Here is a 16,327-nt window from a genome sequence, read left to right on the forward strand (position 1 = left end):
GCGGCGCGGCGTACTTCCTAGCGTGGTGCGCATGACACCTCCGGCGCACACGCCCGCAGCGCATACCGCACCCGATGCGGCCCGTACGTCACCTGCCTCCACCTCCGACCCCGCACACGATTCGTCCGCCTCCGCCGCCGCGCCCGTGGTCCTGCGCCACAGCGCGGGCCGCTCCACGCTCACCGGCGTCGGCCTGGTCCTCGCCGGGACGCTGTCCGTCCAGTTCGGGTCCGCCTTCGCCGCGCTGCTCTTCCCCCGCGCCGGAGCGCTCGGCACGGTCGCGCTGCGGGTGACCTGGGCCGCGGTGCTGCTCCTGATCATCACCAGGCCCCGGCTGCGCGGGTACTCGCGCACCGACTGGGCCGTGGCCGGCGGGTTCGGCCTGGCGCTCGGCGGCATGAACATCCTCTTCTACCAGGCGATCGACCGTATCCCGCTGGGGGCGGCGGTCACCCTGGAGGTACTCGGCCCGCTGCTCCTGTCGGTCGTCACCTCGCGCCGCGCCGCCAGCCTCCTGTGGGCCTGCCTCGCCCTGGCCGGCGTCTGCCTGCTCGGGCGCGGCGGCTTCGACCAGGTCAACGCCGCCGGCGTGGCCTTCGCCCTGGCCGCCGGCGCCATGTGGGCGGCGTACATCGTGTTCAACGCCCGTGCGGGAGCCCGCTTCCCGCGTCTGGACGGCTTGGCGATCGCGATGGCCGTCGCCGCACTGGTCAGTCTTCCGCTGGGCATCGGGGCCTCGGGCGGAGCGCTCGTGGAACCGGGGGTACTCGCATTGGGCCTGGCCATCGCGGTGCTCAGCTCGGGCCTGCCCTACACCCTCGAACTGCTCGCGCTGCGCCGACTGCCCGCGGCCACCTTCGCGGTACTGACGAGCCTGGCGCCGGCCGTGGCCGCGCTGGCGGGCTATCTGATCCTCGACCAGGGTCTTTCACCGGTGCAGTGCGCCGCGATCGCGCTGGTGGTCGCGGCGAGCGTGGGCGCGCTGCGCACGGGCAGGCGCCGCGCCGCGGAGGTTGCCGACAAGGGCTGAGCGGCGGCGGTCACGGTCGGTGTCCGAGACGGTAGGCGGCGCGGTCCTGCCAGCGGGTGCCGTCCCAGACGATGAGGTGCACCGCGCAGACGTGGCTGCTCAGCGGCAGCAGTGGCTCAAGCTCGGCCTGCAACGCGTCGTACGCGGCGTCCTGGGTGGCGGGGCCCTCACTGTTGGCGACCGTCAGATGCGGGGCGAGCGGCGGCTCGAAGATCCCCCGGTAGGGCACGGCGTCGGGCCAGCGCCGGGTGAGGTCCTTGGCCAGGGCCGTGACCGGGGCGTGCGGCCACGGGTCGAGGTAGAGGACGCCGGGATATCGGGCGAACTCGGCGAAGGTCAGGGTGAAGGCGTCGTGCCCGGCGAAGAGCGCGGTCAGTTCGCGCTGGGCCGCGCCATCGAGCCGGCTCTCGTGGACGAACGGGTAGAGCACCGTCACGTGGGCCGGGAACCCCGCCCGCACCAGCGGGTCGGCTTCGGGAATCTTGATGGTGAGCGCGGTGTCACCCGGTACGTCCGGCCACCCGTTCTCCGCGGTCTCGCGCCCGGCGCAGTGTTCATCGGCGTTCATCACGAGCCATGATCGCACCGGAGAGCGCGGGCGCCCGCGGCGCCCGGCACGGCCGTCGCGGTGCGGTGTGGTGCCGTCGGCTCAGATGCCGGTGACCGCGGTCAGGATGACGGCCGAGTCGTCCAGGGCGGTCAGGCCGTGGCGCTCGTGCGGGATGGGTGCGAACTCGCCCTCGCCCAGTTCGAGCTCACCGCTCGCGGAGGTGAGTTCGACCCGGCCGCGCAGGACGAACAGGGTCGCGGCGGCGGGCGTCTCGTGTGCACCGAGCTCGTGTCCGGTGGTGAGCACGATGAGGCTCTGCCGCAGCGGACCGTCGTGCAGGAGCAGCTCGGCGCTGCGCCCGTGCGTGGCGGTGCGGGCCATTTCGAGGTGCTCTCCGACAAGGGCGTAGAGGTCGGCCACGGGTATGTCCCTTCGACGAAGAGCAGGCGAGTTCGCGCAGGCACGCGTCCCCAGTGTTCCCGCTGCCCGCGCGGACCGCATCCGGCGACTGTCCGGCCGCCGGAACCTGATCACCCGATGGTGGCGTCCTACCAGGCACATTGCGCTCCCGGCCAGGGGTGGCGGAGAAGACGGGGGCTCGGGGTGGAGCGAGTGGACAGCGGCGCGGCATCGGGGGCGCCGGGGACGCGGCTGCGAGGGTGGCTGCGCTGGGGCGCGGACGCGACGGGCCGGTCGCCCTGGGCGCGTGGCCGCGTTCTCGCCTCGCTCGCCGTTCTGACCGCCGCCCTGCTGGCGTTCCACTCCGTGGTGCCCAACACCGCGGTCCGCATCGGCAGCCTCCTCGAAACGTTCCTGCCCTGGCTCGGCCTCGCCGTTCCCCTGCTGCTCGCCCTGGCCCTGCTGCGCCGCTCGGCCCTCGCGCTGGTGGCGTTGCTGCTGCCCGCCGCCGTCTGGGGCGGGCTCTTCGGCGGCCGGGTGGCGGCGGAAGAGGGCGGCGCCCCCGACCTGACGGCGGTCCAGCACAACGTCAGCGACGTGAACGCCGACCCGGCGGGCACCGCACGCGCCCTGCTCGCCGCCGGACCGGACCTCATCGCCCTGGAGGAGCTGACGGCCTCCGCGCTGCCGGTGTACGAGAAGAACCTGGCGCCGGAGTACCCCCACCGGGCGGTGCGGGGCACGGTCGGGCTCTGGTCGAAGTATCCGCTGACGGACGTGCGGGCCGTGGACATCCGGCCGCGGGGGGTGGGGGAGGACTGGAACCGCGGGGTGCGGGCGAAGGCCCGTACGCCATGGGGCGACATGGCGGTGTACGTCGTCCATTTGCCCTCGGTGCGCGTCCAGTGGCACGGCTTCAGTGCCGGACGGCGGGACGAGAGCGCCGGACTGCTGGGTGCGGCGCTGGCCGCCGAGAAGCTGGACCGGGTGATCCTCCTCGGCGACCTGAACAGCACCGTCGACGACCGCGGCCTCGACCCGGTCACCGCACGGCTGGACACGGCGGCGGGAGACTTCGCCTTCAGCTGGCCCGCCTCCTTCCCCGTGTCCCGCATCGACCACGTCATGACCCGCGCGGCGACCGTCACCCACGTGCGGACCCTGCCCGCCACCGGCAGCGACCACCTGCCCGTCGCCGCCGGTATCGACCTGCGCTCCTGATCAGGAGGCGTTCTGCCGCTTCCAGTCCGATTGCGCGGTGTTGAGCTGGTCGGCGAGGTCGTCAAGGAAGTCCTTGGCGCTCGTCTTGCCGAGCATGACCTTCTGGAAGCCGGCTTCGTTGTCGGCCTTGGAGATCGTGTTCCAGTCCGGCAGGTAGTACGGCAGCTGGACGATCGTGGTGTCGGGGGAGTTGAGCGCGTCGGCGGCCAGACGCGTCGGCTCCGACTTCTCGACCCAGGGGTCCTTGACCGCCTTGTTGTTGGCCGGGATCAGCCCGGCGGACTTGTTGAACTTGGAGCTCGCCGCGTGGGAGGAGGCGAACTCGATGAACTTCCAGGCGGCCTTCTTCTTGGTGCTGGTCTTGAAGATGGAGAGCCCGTCGATCGGATTGGACACCTGGACGCGCTTGCCGCCCGCCGTCTTCGGATTGGGCACGCCGCGGAACTTTCCGGGGCCCAGCGCCTTCACGTGGTCCTGGTAGGAGCCCAGGTTGTGGCTCAGCATGCCGATCTGTCCGCCGTCCCACTGGGCGACCATCTGCGTGAAGTTGTTGTTGAGGTCGGCGGCCGGGGTCGTCTTCTTGTAGAGGGCCGTGTACTTCTCCAGGGCCGCGACGTTCTTGGGGTCGTTGACGGTGGTCTTCGTCTCGTCGGCGTTCCAGAAGGACGTGATGCCGCTCTGCCCGTACACCGCGTCCAGGGCCTGGGCGATGGACCCCACACCGCCGCGGATGGTGTAGCCGAACTGGTTCTTGTCCTTGGCGGTGAGGTGGTCCGCGGCCTCGTAGAACTTGCGCCAGGTGGTCGGGGTGTCCACACCGGCGGACTTGAAGAGGTCGGTGCGGTAGTACAGGACGCCGTTGTTGGCGGAGGTCGGGACCATGAGCAGCTGTGATGTGCCGCCCGCCGAAGTCGTCGACTCGAGCATGCTCTTGCTGAGTTCGCCGTCCAGCGGGCTCTCGGCCAACCGGTCCTGCAGCGGCTCGAGCGCGCCCTGGGCGGCGATCGCGGCGAGCATGGCGGCTCCGACGCCGCCGACGTCCGGAAGGCCGCCGCCCTGGATGGAGTTGTCGTACTTCGACTGGGCGTTCTCGGCGGGGATGCCGACGTAATCGACCTTGATGTCGGGGTACTTCTTCTCGAAGTCCTTGATGATCTCCATCCAGATGTCGCGCCGGACGGCCGTGTTGTTGTCCCAGAAGGTGATCGTCCCCTTGCCGGACCCCTCGCTGCCCGCGTCCCCCGCGATACCGGAGCCGTCGTCCCCGCAGGCCGTGGCGGTGACGCCGAGGAGGAGAGACAGGGCTATGGCTGCGGGGGCCGACCGGCGGGGACTCCTGCGGATGCGGGAACTCATGATGGGTTCGCTCTCCTCTGAACTGAACTGTGGCTCGGTACGCCGGCACGGGGCACGTGTACACCGCGTATGGCATACCGCGTCTCGTATATGACATACGAACCGCGGCGACTCGAAGCTAGGAGCCGGTAGTTGGTTCGTCAACGCATCTGACAAAAGTCGCTCCGTGCGTCCGGGTTCGGCGCCGGTCGTACGCCAGGATGTGCTGCGATACGGCAGGATGTGGCCATAAACAGCTGGTGGAGGGGGCGTTGGGGTGGCATACGGCCTACAAGCGGTGATCGCGGGCGACTTGCTGCGCGCAGCGGCGAGGGATCTGCCGGAGGCTCGGCTGGTGCCGATCGGGCAGGGGCTGTCGCTGATGCCGATGACGGACGCGCTCTTCGATTCCGTCGCGGACGGCCGCGCATCGGATGCTCTGGGGTTCTGGCGGCTGCCGGAAGGCTTCGCGCGGACACTCGCCTCCTGGTCGACTGCCGGGCCGGTGGCCTACGTGGAAGCCGAGTACTTCGGCGGCATGGGCGAGCAGCAGGCCGTCGTCTGGGACAAGGGCGCCGTCGTCCTGGGGCCTCTCCAGGTACCGGAGGACCAGCACTTCCCGCCCGAAGGCAGTGCGATCAGTCAGGCGCTGCGGCGGCTCGGTGCCGTGGCGGGCAGCGGGCAGGACGAGTTCGCGGCCGTGGGGCTCGGGCGGCATAGAAGCGTCGACCGCTGGATCGCCTGAGGAGGCCCGGGCCGCCGGCTGTAAGATCCCCGCACATCACAGTGGGGGGATCATGGAAAACAGCACGGCGCAGACACCTGACTCGACCGCGAGACGAGGCCCCAATATCTGGATGGTCCTCTGTCTTGTGCTGGCCTCGGTGGTGCTCGGCCTCGGAGGGTTCCTGACCGGGCGGACCGCCGCGACGGGCGGCGACGAGACGGTCGGAGAGGACTGCACCAAGCTGGAGAAACTCGCCGAGAAGATGCGGGGGGACATCCTGCGTATCCAGACCGAAGAGTACTCGGACCAGGACGACTGGCTCCTCACCGTGCGCACACGCGCCTACCTCATCAAGCAGAACCCCGACTGCTTCACCGCCCAGTCCCGCGCGAAGGCGCAGGCCACCCTGGACGAGTACAAGGCCAGCTGAAACGCCGCCCGTTGGCGGCCCTAGAGGAAGCTGACGTTCTGGGCCAGGGCCAGGCGGCCCGAGTAGTTGATGGTGTTGGTGGCGGCTCGCATGTACGCGCGCCACGCATCCGAGCCGGACTCGCGCCCGCCGCCGGTCTCCTTCTCGCCGCCGAACGCGCCTCCTATCTCGGCGCCGGACGTGCCGATGTTGACGTTGGCGATGCCGCAGTCGGAGCCCTCGGAGGACAGGAAGAGCTCGGCCTCCTGCTGGTCGCGGGTGAAGATGCTGGAGGAGAGCCCCTGCGGGACGTCGTTGTGCAGCGCGATGGCCTCCTCCAGGGTCTCGTAGGCGAGGACGTACAGGATGGGGGCGAAGGTCTCCTGGCGTACGACGTCGGTCTGTTCGCCGACGCGGACGAGGACCGGCTCGGCGTACGCGGCCTGCGGCGCCCTGTCCGCCAGGCGCCGGTTGCCCCCGGCGAGGATCTTGCCCCCCTGCGCCTGCACGCGCGCCAGCGCGTCCTGCATGCCGTCCAGAGCCGCGGGGGAGATGAGCGGGCCGACCAGGGTGTTCTCGTCGAACGGGTCGCCGATGGGGAGCTTGGTGTAGGCGGCGGTCAGGCGCGCGACGAGAGTGTCGACGATGTCCCGGTGGACGATCAGACGGCGCAGCGTGGTGCAGCGCTGTCCCGCCGTGCCCGCGGCGGCGAAGACGATGCCCTGTACCGCGAGGTCGAGATCGGCCGACGGCGCGACGACCGCGGCGTTGTTGCCGCCGAGTTCGAGCAGACTGCGCCCGAAGCGGGCCGCCACCCGCGGGCCCACCTCGCGGCCCATACGGGTGGAGCCGGTCGCGCTGACGAGAGCCACCCGCGGGTCGTCGACGAGGCGTTCGCCCACCGTGCGGTCGCCGAGCAGGAGCCGGTGCAGGTCGCGCGGGGCGCCGACCTCCTCCGCGGCCCGGGCGAGGAGCCGGTCGCAGGCCAGCGAGATCAGCGGGGTCAGCTCGGACGGCTTCCAGACCACGGAGTCGCCGCAGGCCAGCGCCACTGCGGTGTTCCATGACCACACCGCGGCAGGGAAGTTGAACGCGGAGATCACCCCGACCACGCCCAGCGGGTGCCAGGTCTCGGCGAGGCGGTGGCCGGGCCGTTCGGAGGCGATGGCGCGGCCGTAGAGCTGGCGCGAGAGACCCACCGCGAAGTCACAGATGTCGATCATCTCCTGGACCTCGCCCAGCGCCTCCGAGCGGATCTTGCCCGCCTCGATGGTGATCAGGTCGGCCAGGTCGCTCTGGTGCTCGCGCAGCAACTCGCCCAGGCGGCGCACGAGTTCACCACGGCGCGGGGCCGGGGTGGTGCGCCAGCCGAGGAACGCCTCGCGGGCGGCGGCGACGGCGTCCTCGGTATCGGCGGCGGTCGCCGCGCTCAGGCCGAACAGGTCCTCGCCGGTGATGGGCGTGCGCGCCCGCAGGCCGCTGCCCTCCGGGACGCTCACACCTACGCGCCGCAGGCTCGCGCGGGCACGGGTGCGCAGGTCGTCGGTGGTGGGCAGGGTGGTGGTGCCGGTCATGGTGCTCCCTGGGTGAGGTGTGCGTGCGGGGGTGGAAGCGTCAGCGGCGCGCGCCGTCGAGGTCCAGGCCCAGTTCGCGGCCTGCCTGCACGATCGAGAGGCTCTGCTGGTGCTCGTACAGGGCGTACGGGTCCAGGACCTCACGGTCGATGGCGCCGGAGAGCCATTCGCTGTCGTACGCGGCGCCTTCCTGCCCGGCGTTCCGGGAGCCCTCGCCGCTGAGGTTGGACTGGAAGATGCCGGCGGCGGAGCGGGGCAGGAAGTCCTCGTAGACGACGGGTTCGGCCTGGACCCAGCCGCCGCTCTCCAACTCGCCGATGGTGGACGGCGGGCGGGTCCCGTCGCGGGGGCGCTCGGGTGCGGCGCGGTAGGTGAAGTAGGCCAGGTCCTGCGCGGCGAGTTCGCGCTCGGTGGCGGGTACGTGCGCGGTCCACAGCGTGCGGGCCAGTTCGGTGCGGTCGGCCGCGGGGTGCCGGGCGGCTTCGTCGTCGACGAGGGTGAGCAGGCGGTCGTAGAGGGCGCGGCCCGCGGGGGTGAGGGCGATGCCGCGGGCTTCGACCTCGCCGAAGCGCACCCGCAGGGCGCCGCGGGTGATGCTGCCGTCCGGGCGGCGCTGGGCGCGCGGTTCGGCCAGGGCGCGGAAGGACGTCTGGCGCAGCAGCAGGTCGGGGCCCTTCCAGCCGGGCGGGCCCTGGATGGTGTCGATCATCTCGATGCCGCGGTCGGTCATCCGCCGGTACAGCTCGTCGATGTCCAGGACGCGCGGGGTGAGGTGGTTGATGTGGGTGGAGCGGACACCGCCGATGTCCGCGGCGACCGCGGAGACCCTGCTCAGCTCCTCGTACCAGGCCTGGTCGATCGGCTCGGCGGACAACTCGAAGGCGTGGACGGCGAGATGGAGGAAGCGGATGGCCTGGGCCTCGGGCAGTTCGTGCTCGGCCTCGGCGCGGTCGGCCAGGTGGAGCAGCTCCGGCGGGAACAGCTCGCGCCCTGCGAGGAACGTCTCCAGGCGGGAGCGCAGACCGGCGTCGAAGAAGCGCGGGTCCGCGGGCGTGAGCAGCGAGGTGAAGACGCGGAAGGGGTTGCGCGCCAGCTCTTCGGGGGTCACCGGTCGAAAGGCCGTGGACACGACGGGGACCGCGCTCGCGGCGGCCTCACGCAGGTCGTAGAAGCCGACCGGACGCATGCCGAGCGCACCGAAGATCCGGGCGACGTCGCGCAGTTCGGCGGGGGTTCCCACGCGGATGGCGCCGTGCCGCTCCGCGGTGACGCGGCTGATGGAGCCGAGCCGTTCGGCGTCGGCGCCCCGCGCGCGCAGGGTGTCCGCGTTGACCTCGTGCGAGACGTCCACGAGCGTGGTGTAGGCGGGCACTTCACGCCCGTACATCTCCGAGAGCCGTACGGCGAAAGCGGCCCGCAGCTGCCACTGGCTGATCATGGAAGGTCTGCCTTTCGAATGCGGGAAACGGGAGCGGTCATACGACATGGGCTTCCGGGCGGGCCGCGGCCCCGGCCAGGAACCGGTCGGCGCTCATCGGCGCGATGTCGACGCATGGTTCGTGCTCCAGGTACAGGTCGCGCACGATCTCGCCGACGGCGGGGGCCTGGAGGAAACCGTGACCCGAGAACCCGGTGGCGTAAAGGAAGTTGGGCACATCGCCGGAGCGGCCGATCAGTGCGTTGTGGTCGGGGGTGACCTCGTACAGGCCCGCCCAGCCTCCGGCGGTCGGCATCCGGGCGAGGGCGGGGGCGCGGCGGCGTACGACGTCCCGGAACAGGTCGAGCCATTCCGGGGTCCATGTGGTGTCGAAGCCGTCGGGCTGGCTCGGGTCGGCGAGGCCGAAGAGCAGTCCGTCGTCGCTGTTGTGGAAGTACGCCGACGAGGTGAAGTCGATGGTGAAGGGGATCCGCGGTGCGGGCGGCGAGAGGCGTTGGGTGAAGGCCAGTTGGCGGCGCACGGGCCGTACGGGAAGACTGACGCCCACCATGGCGCCGATCTGAGCGGACCAGGCGCCCGCCGTGCAGATCACGGCGGAGCAGGCGACGGTGCCGCGGTCGGTGTGCACGGCGCTGACGCGATCGCCGGTGGTGTCCATGCCGGTGACGCGGGTGCGGGTGGCGAAGCGGGTGCCCGCGCGTTCGGCCGCGTCTGCGTACCCGTGCACGACCAGGCCGGGGCGGGCGTGCCCGTCGGCGGGGGAGTGGACGGCGGCCACCAGGCCGTCGGTGCCCAGATACGGGCAGAGGCGCCGGGCCTCGCGGGCGTCGATCATGCGGCTCGGCACGCCCAGGCTGTTCTGCAGCCGCACGCTCTCGGCGAACTCCGCTTCCCGCCGCTCTTCGGTGAGCAGGAAGAGATAGCCCACGGTGTCCAGTCGGATGTCCGCGCCGGGCCGGTGCGGGAAGTCCCGGAAGGCGCGCAGGCTGCGGTTTCCGAGCTCGATGTTGAGCGGATCGGAGAAGTGGGCGCGCACGCCGCCGATCGGTTTGCCGGAACTGCCGCAGGCGAGTTCGCCGCGCTCGACGACGACGATGTCACGCACCCCCGCCTCGGCGAGGTGGAAGGCGATGGAGGCGCCCATCACGCCCCCGCCGACGATCACGACGTCGGCGGAGGGCGGGAGAGCGCGGAAGGCGGGGGCACTGGACGGACGCGATGCGGAGGTCAAGGGGCCGCTCCCTTCCGGAGGCCGGCGCCCGTGAACCGACCCGTGAACCGACGAGCCTGTGACGCGTCGGTTCACGGCCGCGGCAAGGGCCGTCGGTAACGGGACGCTGATCAGCTAGCTGTCCGTCATCGTGACGCAACCCGACCGCGGGTTCTAGGGGGCGATCGAGCCTCCTGTCACCCCACACGCAAGCTCCCGTCACCCCTGCCGCAAGTTCCTCTCACCCCTGACGCAAGCTCAGGACCAGGTCACGCGGCAGACCGTGGGTGTCATGCAGATAGTGGAGGTCCTCCTCGCCCAGCGGACCCCGGAACCGGGGGCGGGCCAGAACCTGCCGTCCCCGCTCCAGGAGCAGCCTGAACCGCCGCTCCTCGTCGAGCAGCACCCGGCGCACGTCGTCCGGATCCACGTCCTGGCGGAAGTGGCCCAGAGTGTGCTGCACCAACTCGCCGGGCAGGTCGACCAGTTCGCGCGAAGAGTCCTCCCGCCACAGCACGGTGAGCAGGCGCCGTACGAGACGGCGCAGCACGTAGCCGCGGCCGGTGTTGGCCGGGCGTACCCCGTCACCGATCACCACCATGGCCGAGCGGAGGTGGTCGCAGACCAGCCGCAGCGACGTCTCGTCCAGCGGCCACAGGGCGGGCACGAGCCGGCGCCACGGTTCGAAGAGGTCGCAGTCGTAGACCGACCTCCCTCCTTGCAGCAGCGAGGCGAGCCGCTCCAGACCGAGTCCGGTGTCGATGTTGCGCTGGGGGAGCGGCACGAGGGAGCCGTCGTCGAGGCGGCGGTGGCGCATCATCACGTGGTTCCATACCTCCACCCAGCGGTCGTCACCGGTCGGCGTCGACTCCGGTGGGGTGTCGCCGGTCCACAGGAAGATCTCCGAGTCGGGGCCGCAGGGGCCGGTCGGCCCGTTGGACCACCAGTTGTCCTCGACGGTGAGTTCCACCGGCAGCCCGCGCTCCTGCCACAGCTCCAGGGAGGCGGTGTCGGGGCCGACCTGATCGTCGCCGCCGAAGACGGTGACGTGCAGCAGACCCGGATCGATGCCGAACCCGTCGGTGAATAGCCGGTAACCCCAGTCGAGGCTCTGCGGCCCCTCGTAGTCGCCGAGCGACCAGGTGCCGAGCATCTGGAAGACGGTCAGATGGGTGGGGTCACCGACCTCCTCCAGGTCCGTGGTGCGCAGACAGCGCTGCACATTGACCAGACGCCTGCCGAGCGGATGGGGCCGGCCCTCCAGATAGGGGGTGAGCGGGTGCATGCCCGAGGTGGTGAAGAGCACCGGGTCACCGGACGGCGGCAACAGCGTCGAGCCGGTGATCCGGCGGTGGCCCCGCTCCTCGAAGTACTCGACGAATCTGCGGACGATGTCTTCGGTGCTCATCCGGGTGCGGGGCGGGGTGCTCGGCCGGGTGTTCATCGGGGTATTCATGGGGTGGCTCCTTCGCATGTGCAGCGGGGAGGCACCGGACGACGGGTCCGCGCACCGGAACCGGGGCTGGAACACCCCGGAAAACGGAAAACCACCGGCGGACCGTGTCCGGTCGCCGGTGGAAAGGGAAGTACGTCAGGCGGCGGCAACCGGCGAGCTGGGCGCTCGCGCGGTCGCGGTGGTGATCAGGCCGGTGACGTTCATGGGGCCGACGATAGCGCGCGCGGATCTCGGGGGCACCTGGTTTTCCACCGGGGCGCGGAGGAGCCGGATGCGGAGGTGCCGGGGTGCCAGGCCGCGGAGGAGCCGGGCCGCCGCCCCATCTGCGCCGGTCGCCGTATGCGACCGGCACGAGCCTCGCCCCGAGGGTGAGCCTGCGCCTACGTTCCATCCATGAGACACCCTCACATCGCCCACGCGTTCGCGGCGGTCGACAGCCAGCCGCGACCGGGCGAACTCGTGGACACCCTGCGGCGGTTGGCCGCCGAGCCGTTCTACCGCGCGTACAAGCAGCGATTACGCGAGCTCCTGCGGGCCCGCCGAGGCGGATGTTTCCTCGACGTGGGTGCCGGAGCGGGGGACAGCGCGCTCGCGCTGACCGCCGAGTCCGGAGCCCGGGTCGTGGTGGCGGACAGCTCCCTGACCATGGCCGGCACGATGAGGACAGGCGGCCTCACGTACATCACGGTCGCGGACGGGCACCGGCTGCCTTTCCTCGACTCATGCTTCGACGGGGCGTGGGCGGACCGGGTGCTGCAGCATGTGGACGACCCGGAGCGGGTACTGGACGAAATGGTCCGCGTGGTCCGCCCCGGTGGCCGCATCGTGCTGGCCGACCCCGACTACGCGACCCAGGTCCTCGACATCGAGGACCAGGCCCTCGCCGGCCGGGTGCTGCGCTTCCGCGCCGAATCCGGCCTCCGCAACGGCACCCTGGCACACCGGCATCCCGGAATGCTGGCCGCCCGCGGGCTGCAGGACGTCACGGTGGAGGCCAGGACGCTGGTCGTCCGGGACCCCGAGTTCGTCGACAACGTGCTGGGGCTGCGGGGCTGGGCGCACACCGCTGCCACGCGCGGACACCTCGGCTCGGCCGACGCGGACAGGTTCGTGGCCCAGTTCGACCGCGCGGTCCGCACCGGACGCTTCACCTACGCCGTGACCTTCTTCCTGGCCTCGGGAGCGCTGCCGGGCGCCTGAGCCGGTGGACCGGGCCCGCCGATACTCAGGGCCTGCGGCCCCACGCGGAGATCATCGGCGAGGTGGCGAGATCGAGGCGGCCCGACGTGACGCTCGCGAGATGCCGGTCGATCTCCTCGTCGGTCGCGAGCCCCGCCTCGATCAGCCGGTCGCGCACCTGCCGGACGGTCGCCGCCTCCAGGACGTCGCACGCCGCGGACGTGATCGGGAAGTAGGCGTCCGCGGTGACATCGGCCAGGCCCGCCTCCCGCAGCAGCCGGGGCACCTTGCGCCCGTAGGCCAGGTCGGCGCCGCGAGCCGCGAGCAGCGAGCGGAATCCGGCCCGCAGCCTGTTGGCCAGGGCCTGCTCGGGCCCGTACTCGTCCAGGCAGATAAGCGGCTGCGACGCCGGATCGGCGTCTTCCACCAGGAGCCAGCCGCCCGGCCGCAACGCGCCGACCATCGCGCGCAGAGCCTTTTCCCGGTCGGCCACGTGCACGAGGACCAACCGCGCGTGTACGAAGTCGAAGCCGCTCACCGGCGGTTCGTCCCGGCCCACGTCGTGGCGCAGCACCTCGATGACCCCTCCCGCCGCCTCGGAGGCCCACGAGGTGTCGATGTCGGTCGCAAGGACCCGACCGCTCGGCCCGACCCGGTCGGCCAGCCATGTCACCACCGAGGAGCCGCCGGCCCCGACCTCCCAGCACTGCCACCCCGAGGTGATCCCGAGGGCCTCGATGTGCCGGAAGGTGGTGGGGTCGAAGAGCTCGCTCAGCGCGTCGAAGCGGGTGCCCGCCTCGGACTGCGCGTTGTCCAGGAGGTAGCTGCCGTCGCGCTGGGGGTCCGGTGCAGGGTGCGTCATGTGGGGATTGTCCCTCTCCGGCATGTCCCCGTCTCAGGGGGCCGTCCGCCGGGCGGCTGCGCCTGTCCGCTGCTGCTCTCGGCGGCCCGCCTCCCTTGCATCTCGTCACTTAGTGACATACTGTCGTTTGACGACATCGGGAAAGAAGGGTGGCAAGGCGCCATGGCGACGGAAAAGCGCAGCAGCGGCGGAGGGATGAGCGAGCAGCGGCGCACGCGGCTGCGCCTTGAGATCTCACGCGAGGCCGCGCGGCTGTTCTGGGAGCAGGGAGTGGCCGGTACGAGCGGCGACCAGATCGCGGAGGCCGTGGGCCTGTCCACCCGCACCATCTGGCGGCACTTTCGCAGCAAGGAGAGCTGCGCCGAGCCCATCGTCATGCAAGGCGTCGTCACCCTGCTGAGCGTGCTGCGCGGCTGGCCCCGGCAGAGCTCCCTGGAGGACCATCTGGTCACGGAGCTGACCAGACTCCGCCACGACAAGCCGCCCGTCGACCTCGCCGACGAGATGCTCGCGATGAAGATGATCCGGCTCGCCGACACCGAACCGGCCATCCGCACGGCGTGGCTGATGGCCTGCGACCAGACGGAACAGGAGATGTGCGTGATCATCGGCGGCCGTCTGGGGAGACCCGCCGGTGATCTGGACGTCCGGATGTACGCCGCGTCCGCCGCCGCCGTCGTACGGGTCCTCGACGAGCACATCGGCGCCGCCATCCTCACCGGCGCCGATCTTACGGAGTTCACCGACATCACGGCCGTATCCCGGAGATACGCCCACGGGATCCGCACGGCCACCGGCGGCATCGTCGGTGACCCCGTCTCCTGAGCGCATCCGAACCGAGACGAACCGCAGCGAAGAACCCCAGCACGGAAAACCGCAGTACGGAGAACCGCAGCAAGGCGAACAGCACCACGGCGAACCGCATCACGGCGAACCCGGGAGGAGATCCCCCATGTCCGCAATCTCGCGCGAGGTCCCGCACCTCGCCGTCGAGGACTTCTTCGGCGCACCGGTCCGCGCCAACGCGTCGATATCACCCGACGGCACCAGAATCGCCTACCTGGCCCCGTGGCAGGGGCGGTTGAACGTATGGGTGGAGAGCGTCGACGGGGGCGATGAGGCGCTCTGCGTCACCGCCGACGACAACCGCAGCGTGCACACCTACCACTGGACCGACGACCCGCGCTGGCTGCTGTACGAGCAGGACGGCGACGGGGACGAGAACTGGCACGTCTACCGCGTCGACCTGGAGAACGTCGACGTCGATTCGCAGGACCCGGCAGCCAGGGCGGTTGACCTCACCCCCTTCCCCGGAGCCACGGTCACCGGATTCGAGATGTCCGTCTCCCGGCCTGGCAAGGCACTCCTGCACCTGAACCGCAGGAACCCCGCCGAGTTCGACCTCTACGAAGCCGACGTCGCCACCGGGGAGTTGACGGTCCTGGCCGAGAACCCGGGCCACGTCGCCGGCTGGCTGTACACGCCCGGCGGCGATCTGTACGCCCAGACCCTGACGGCCGACGGCGACATCGAGCTGGCGCAGTGGGAGATCGGGACGGGCGCACTGCGCCTGGTCACCACCTTCGACGGCACCGATCACCCGCTGGGCGTCGCGCCGTTCCAGCTCACCCCCGACGGGTCCGGCGTGTGGATCGGCTCCCACCGCGACACCGACCGGACCCGCATCGTCCGGCTCGACCTGGTCACCGGCGAGGAGACCGAGGTCGACAGCCACCCGGAGTTCGACCTCGACACGCGCGCCGTCGTCTTTCCCACCCTGCCGTCCCCGCTCATCCGCGACCGTGCCACCGGAGAGCTGATCGGTGTGCGCTACCTCGGCGAGCGACAGGTGATCCACCCGCTGGACCCGCACTTCGCCGCGGTCCTCGAGAACCTGGAGAAGCTGTCCGACGGGGACCTCGCCGCGGTGTCGTCCGACACGAGCGGGCAGCGCTGGATCGTCAGGTTCACCCACGACCGCGACCCCGGGGCCACCTTCTTCTACGACCACACCACCGGCGAGAGCCGACTGCTGTTCCGGCCCTTCCCGCACCTGGACCCCGAGGTCCTGGCCCCGATGACACCGGTCACGATCCGTGCCCGCGACGGCCTCGACCTCCCCTCGTACCTGACCCTGCCCGTGGGAGTGGAGCCGAGCGGCCTCCCGCTGGTCCTCCTTGTCCACGGCGGTCCGTGGTCCCGCGACAGCTGGGGCTTCAACCCCGTCGCGCAACTCCTCGCCAACCGCGGCCATGCGGTGCTGCAGGTCAACTTCCGCGGATCGACCGGTTACGGCAAGGCGTTCCTCAAGGCCGGCATCGGGGAGCTGGCGGGCAAGATGCACGACGACCTCATCGACGCCGTCGACTGGGCCGTCGATCAGGGCTACGCGGACCGGGAGCGCGTCGCCATCTTCGGCGGCTCGTACGGCGGTTACGCAGCCCTGGTCGGAGTCACCTTCACCCCGGACGTCTTCGCCGCCGCCATCGACGCCTTCGGCATCTCGAACCTCGTGACCTACCTGGGCTCTCTCCCGGAGTTCGCGAAACCGCAGCTCGCCAACAACTGGTTCCTCTACGCCGGTGATCCGAGCGACCCGCAGCAGAAGGCAGACCTGCTGGCGCGCTCACCCCTGAGCCGGGTGGACCGGATCCGCACACCGCTGATGGTGGTCCAGGGCGCCAACGACGTCCGCGTCGTCAAGGCCGAGTCCGACCAGATCGTCGACGCGCTGCGAGCCCGCGGCGTCGAGGTCGAGTACATGGTCAAGGACAACGAGGGCCACGGCTTCGTGAACCCGGAGAACAACATCGACATGTACCGCGCGGCCGACCGTTTCCTCGCCCGCCACCTCGGCGCACGAGCCGACACGAACTGACGGCCCGCCCGACCGGTCTGACCCACTCGATCCGACCCGCCAGGTCCGGTCCGCTCGGT

Annotated in this window: 15 protein-coding genes; 7 read left to right on the plus strand and 8 right to left on the minus strand. The window is 71.0% G+C overall.

Going from position 1 to position 16,327, the window contains the following annotated elements; genetic code table 11:
• Positions 1-31: 31 nt before the first annotated feature.
• On the plus strand, positions 32-1,030 hold the full coding sequence (locus ACWFR3_RS18015; RefSeq protein ID WP_453735550.1) for an EamA family transporter: 999 nt from the start codon (positions 32-34) through the stop codon (positions 1,028-1,030).
• 10 nt (positions 1,031-1,040) lie between these two features.
• Here ACWFR3_RS18015 and ACWFR3_RS18020 read toward each other — a convergent pair whose 3' ends face one another.
• Together ACWFR3_RS18020 and ACWFR3_RS18025 are read right to left on the minus strand one after the other, a co-directional pair.
• A complete protein-coding gene (locus ACWFR3_RS18020) occupies positions 1,041-1,598 on the minus strand; it encodes a 2'-5' RNA ligase family protein (RefSeq protein WP_453735551.1) in 558 nt (185 codons plus the stop codon).
• A gap of 81 nt (positions 1,599-1,679) precedes the next feature.
• The gene (locus tag ACWFR3_RS18025) at positions 1,680-1,961 is read right to left on the minus strand and encodes a cupin (RefSeq protein ID WP_453735620.1); all 282 of its coding nucleotides are present in this window, start codon (positions 1,959-1,961) and stop codon (positions 1,680-1,682) included.
• Positions 1,962-2,183: 222 nt separating this feature from the next.
• Here ACWFR3_RS18025 and ACWFR3_RS18030 point away from each other — a divergent pair, with 222 nt between their 5' ends.
• A complete protein-coding gene (locus tag ACWFR3_RS18030) occupies positions 2,184-3,200 on the plus strand; it encodes an endonuclease/exonuclease/phosphatase family protein (RefSeq protein ID WP_453735552.1) in 1,017 nt (338 codons plus the stop codon).
• Here ACWFR3_RS18030 and ACWFR3_RS18035 read toward each other — a convergent pair whose 3' ends face one another.
• Complete coding sequence (locus ACWFR3_RS18035; RefSeq protein WP_453735553.1) at positions 3,201-4,556, minus strand: ABC transporter substrate-binding protein; 1,356 nt, start codon at positions 4,554-4,556, stop codon at positions 3,201-3,203.
• A gap of 256 nt (positions 4,557-4,812) precedes the next feature.
• Here ACWFR3_RS18035 and ACWFR3_RS18040 point away from each other — a divergent pair, with 256 nt between their 5' ends.
• Both ACWFR3_RS18040 and ACWFR3_RS18045 read left to right on the plus strand, forming a co-directional pair.
• A complete protein-coding gene (locus tag ACWFR3_RS18040) occupies positions 4,813-5,280 on the plus strand; it encodes a hypothetical protein (protein ID WP_453735554.1) in 468 nt (155 codons plus the stop codon).
• A gap of 52 nt (positions 5,281-5,332) precedes the next feature.
• Positions 5,333-5,692, plus strand: coding sequence for a hypothetical protein (locus tag ACWFR3_RS18045; protein WP_453735555.1), 360 nt, complete (start codon positions 5,333-5,335; stop codon positions 5,690-5,692).
• 20 nt (positions 5,693-5,712) lie between these two features.
• On the opposite strand, the gene amaB is transcribed toward ACWFR3_RS18045, so the two are convergent.
• From amaB to ACWFR3_RS18065, 4 genes are all read right to left on the minus strand, one after another.
• Positions 5,713-7,245 (minus strand): L-piperidine-6-carboxylate dehydrogenase, encoded by a 1,533-nt coding sequence (amaB, locus tag ACWFR3_RS18050; protein WP_453735556.1) that lies wholly within the window; start codon positions 7,243-7,245, stop codon positions 5,713-5,715.
• A gap of 40 nt (positions 7,246-7,285) precedes the next feature.
• A complete protein-coding gene (hglS, locus tag ACWFR3_RS18055; protein WP_453735557.1) occupies positions 7,286-8,683 on the minus strand; it encodes a 2-oxoadipate dioxygenase/decarboxylase in 1,398 nt (465 codons plus the stop codon).
• Between the two features lie 37 nt (positions 8,684-8,720).
• Positions 8,721-9,914, minus strand: a complete 1,194-nt coding sequence (locus ACWFR3_RS18060) for an NAD(P)/FAD-dependent oxidoreductase (RefSeq protein ID WP_453735558.1) — start codon at positions 9,912-9,914, stop codon at positions 8,721-8,723.
• A gap of 220 nt (positions 9,915-10,134) precedes the next feature.
• Complete coding sequence (locus tag ACWFR3_RS18065) at positions 10,135-11,301, minus strand: alanine--tRNA ligase-related protein (RefSeq protein WP_453735621.1); 1,167 nt, start codon at positions 11,299-11,301, stop codon at positions 10,135-10,137.
• Between the two features lie 441 nt (positions 11,302-11,742).
• Here ACWFR3_RS18065 and ACWFR3_RS18070 point away from each other — a divergent pair, with 441 nt between their 5' ends.
• Positions 11,743-12,549 (plus strand): methyltransferase domain-containing protein, encoded by an 807-nt coding sequence (locus tag ACWFR3_RS18070; RefSeq protein ID WP_453735559.1) that lies wholly within the window; start codon positions 11,743-11,745, stop codon positions 12,547-12,549.
• 25 nt (positions 12,550-12,574) lie between these two features.
• On the opposite strand, the gene ACWFR3_RS18075 is transcribed toward ACWFR3_RS18070, so the two are convergent.
• Positions 12,575-13,390 carry a methyltransferase domain-containing protein gene (locus tag ACWFR3_RS18075; RefSeq protein WP_453735560.1) on the minus strand — a complete coding sequence of 272 codons (816 nt, stop codon included), beginning with the start codon at positions 13,388-13,390 and terminating at the stop codon, positions 12,575-12,577.
• 162 nt (positions 13,391-13,552) lie between these two features.
• Between ACWFR3_RS18075 and ACWFR3_RS18080 the strand changes: the two genes are divergently transcribed.
• Positions 13,553-14,215, plus strand: a complete 663-nt coding sequence (locus ACWFR3_RS18080; RefSeq protein WP_453735561.1) for a TetR/AcrR family transcriptional regulator — start codon at positions 13,553-13,555, stop codon at positions 14,213-14,215.
• Positions 14,216-14,342: 127 nt separating this feature from the next.
• Positions 14,343-16,268: a S9 family peptidase gene (locus tag ACWFR3_RS18085; protein ID WP_453735562.1), complete on the plus strand. Its 1,926-nt coding sequence runs from the start codon at positions 14,343-14,345 to the stop codon at positions 16,266-16,268.
• Positions 16,269-16,327: the final 59 nt, after the last annotated feature.

This window comes from Streptomyces sp. NPDC055189 (assembly GCF_053606765.1).

Bases quoted from the DNA above. Each gene is read 5' to 3' on its own strand.
- ACWFR3_RS18015 (WP_453735550.1), top strand. From the start codon at position 32: ATGACACCTCCGGCGCACACGCCCGCAGCGCATACCGCACCCGATGCG.
- ACWFR3_RS18020 (WP_453735551.1), bottom strand. From the start codon at position 1,598: ATGAACGCCGATGAACACTGCGCCGGGCGCGAGACCGCGGAGAACGGG.
- ACWFR3_RS18025 (WP_453735620.1), bottom strand. From the start codon at position 1,961: ATGGCCCGCACCGCCACGCACGGGCGCAGCGCCGAGCTGCTCCTGCAC.
- ACWFR3_RS18035 (WP_453735553.1), bottom strand. From the start codon at position 4,556: ATGAGTTCCCGCATCCGCAGGAGTCCCCGCCGGTCGGCCCCCGCAGCC.
- ACWFR3_RS18045 (WP_453735555.1), top strand. From the start codon at position 5,333: ATGGAAAACAGCACGGCGCAGACACCTGACTCGACCGCGAGACGAGGC.
- amaB (WP_453735556.1), bottom strand. From the start codon at position 7,245: ATGACCGGCACCACCACCCTGCCCACCACCGACGACCTGCGCACCCGT.
- hglS (WP_453735557.1), bottom strand. From the start codon at position 8,683: ATGATCAGCCAGTGGCAGCTGCGGGCCGCTTTCGCCGTACGGCTCTCG.
- ACWFR3_RS18065 (WP_453735621.1), bottom strand. From the start codon at position 11,301: ATGAGCACCGAAGACATCGTCCGCAGATTCGTCGAGTACTTCGAGGAG.
- ACWFR3_RS18070 (WP_453735559.1), top strand. From the start codon at position 11,743: ATGAGACACCCTCACATCGCCCACGCGTTCGCGGCGGTCGACAGCCAG.
- ACWFR3_RS18075 (WP_453735560.1), bottom strand. From the start codon at position 13,390: ATGACGCACCCTGCACCGGACCCCCAGCGCGACGGCAGCTACCTCCTG.
- ACWFR3_RS18080 (WP_453735561.1), top strand. From the start codon at position 13,553: ATGGCGACGGAAAAGCGCAGCAGCGGCGGAGGGATGAGCGAGCAGCGG.
- ACWFR3_RS18085 (WP_453735562.1), top strand. From the start codon at position 14,343: ATGTCCGCAATCTCGCGCGAGGTCCCGCACCTCGCCGTCGAGGACTTC.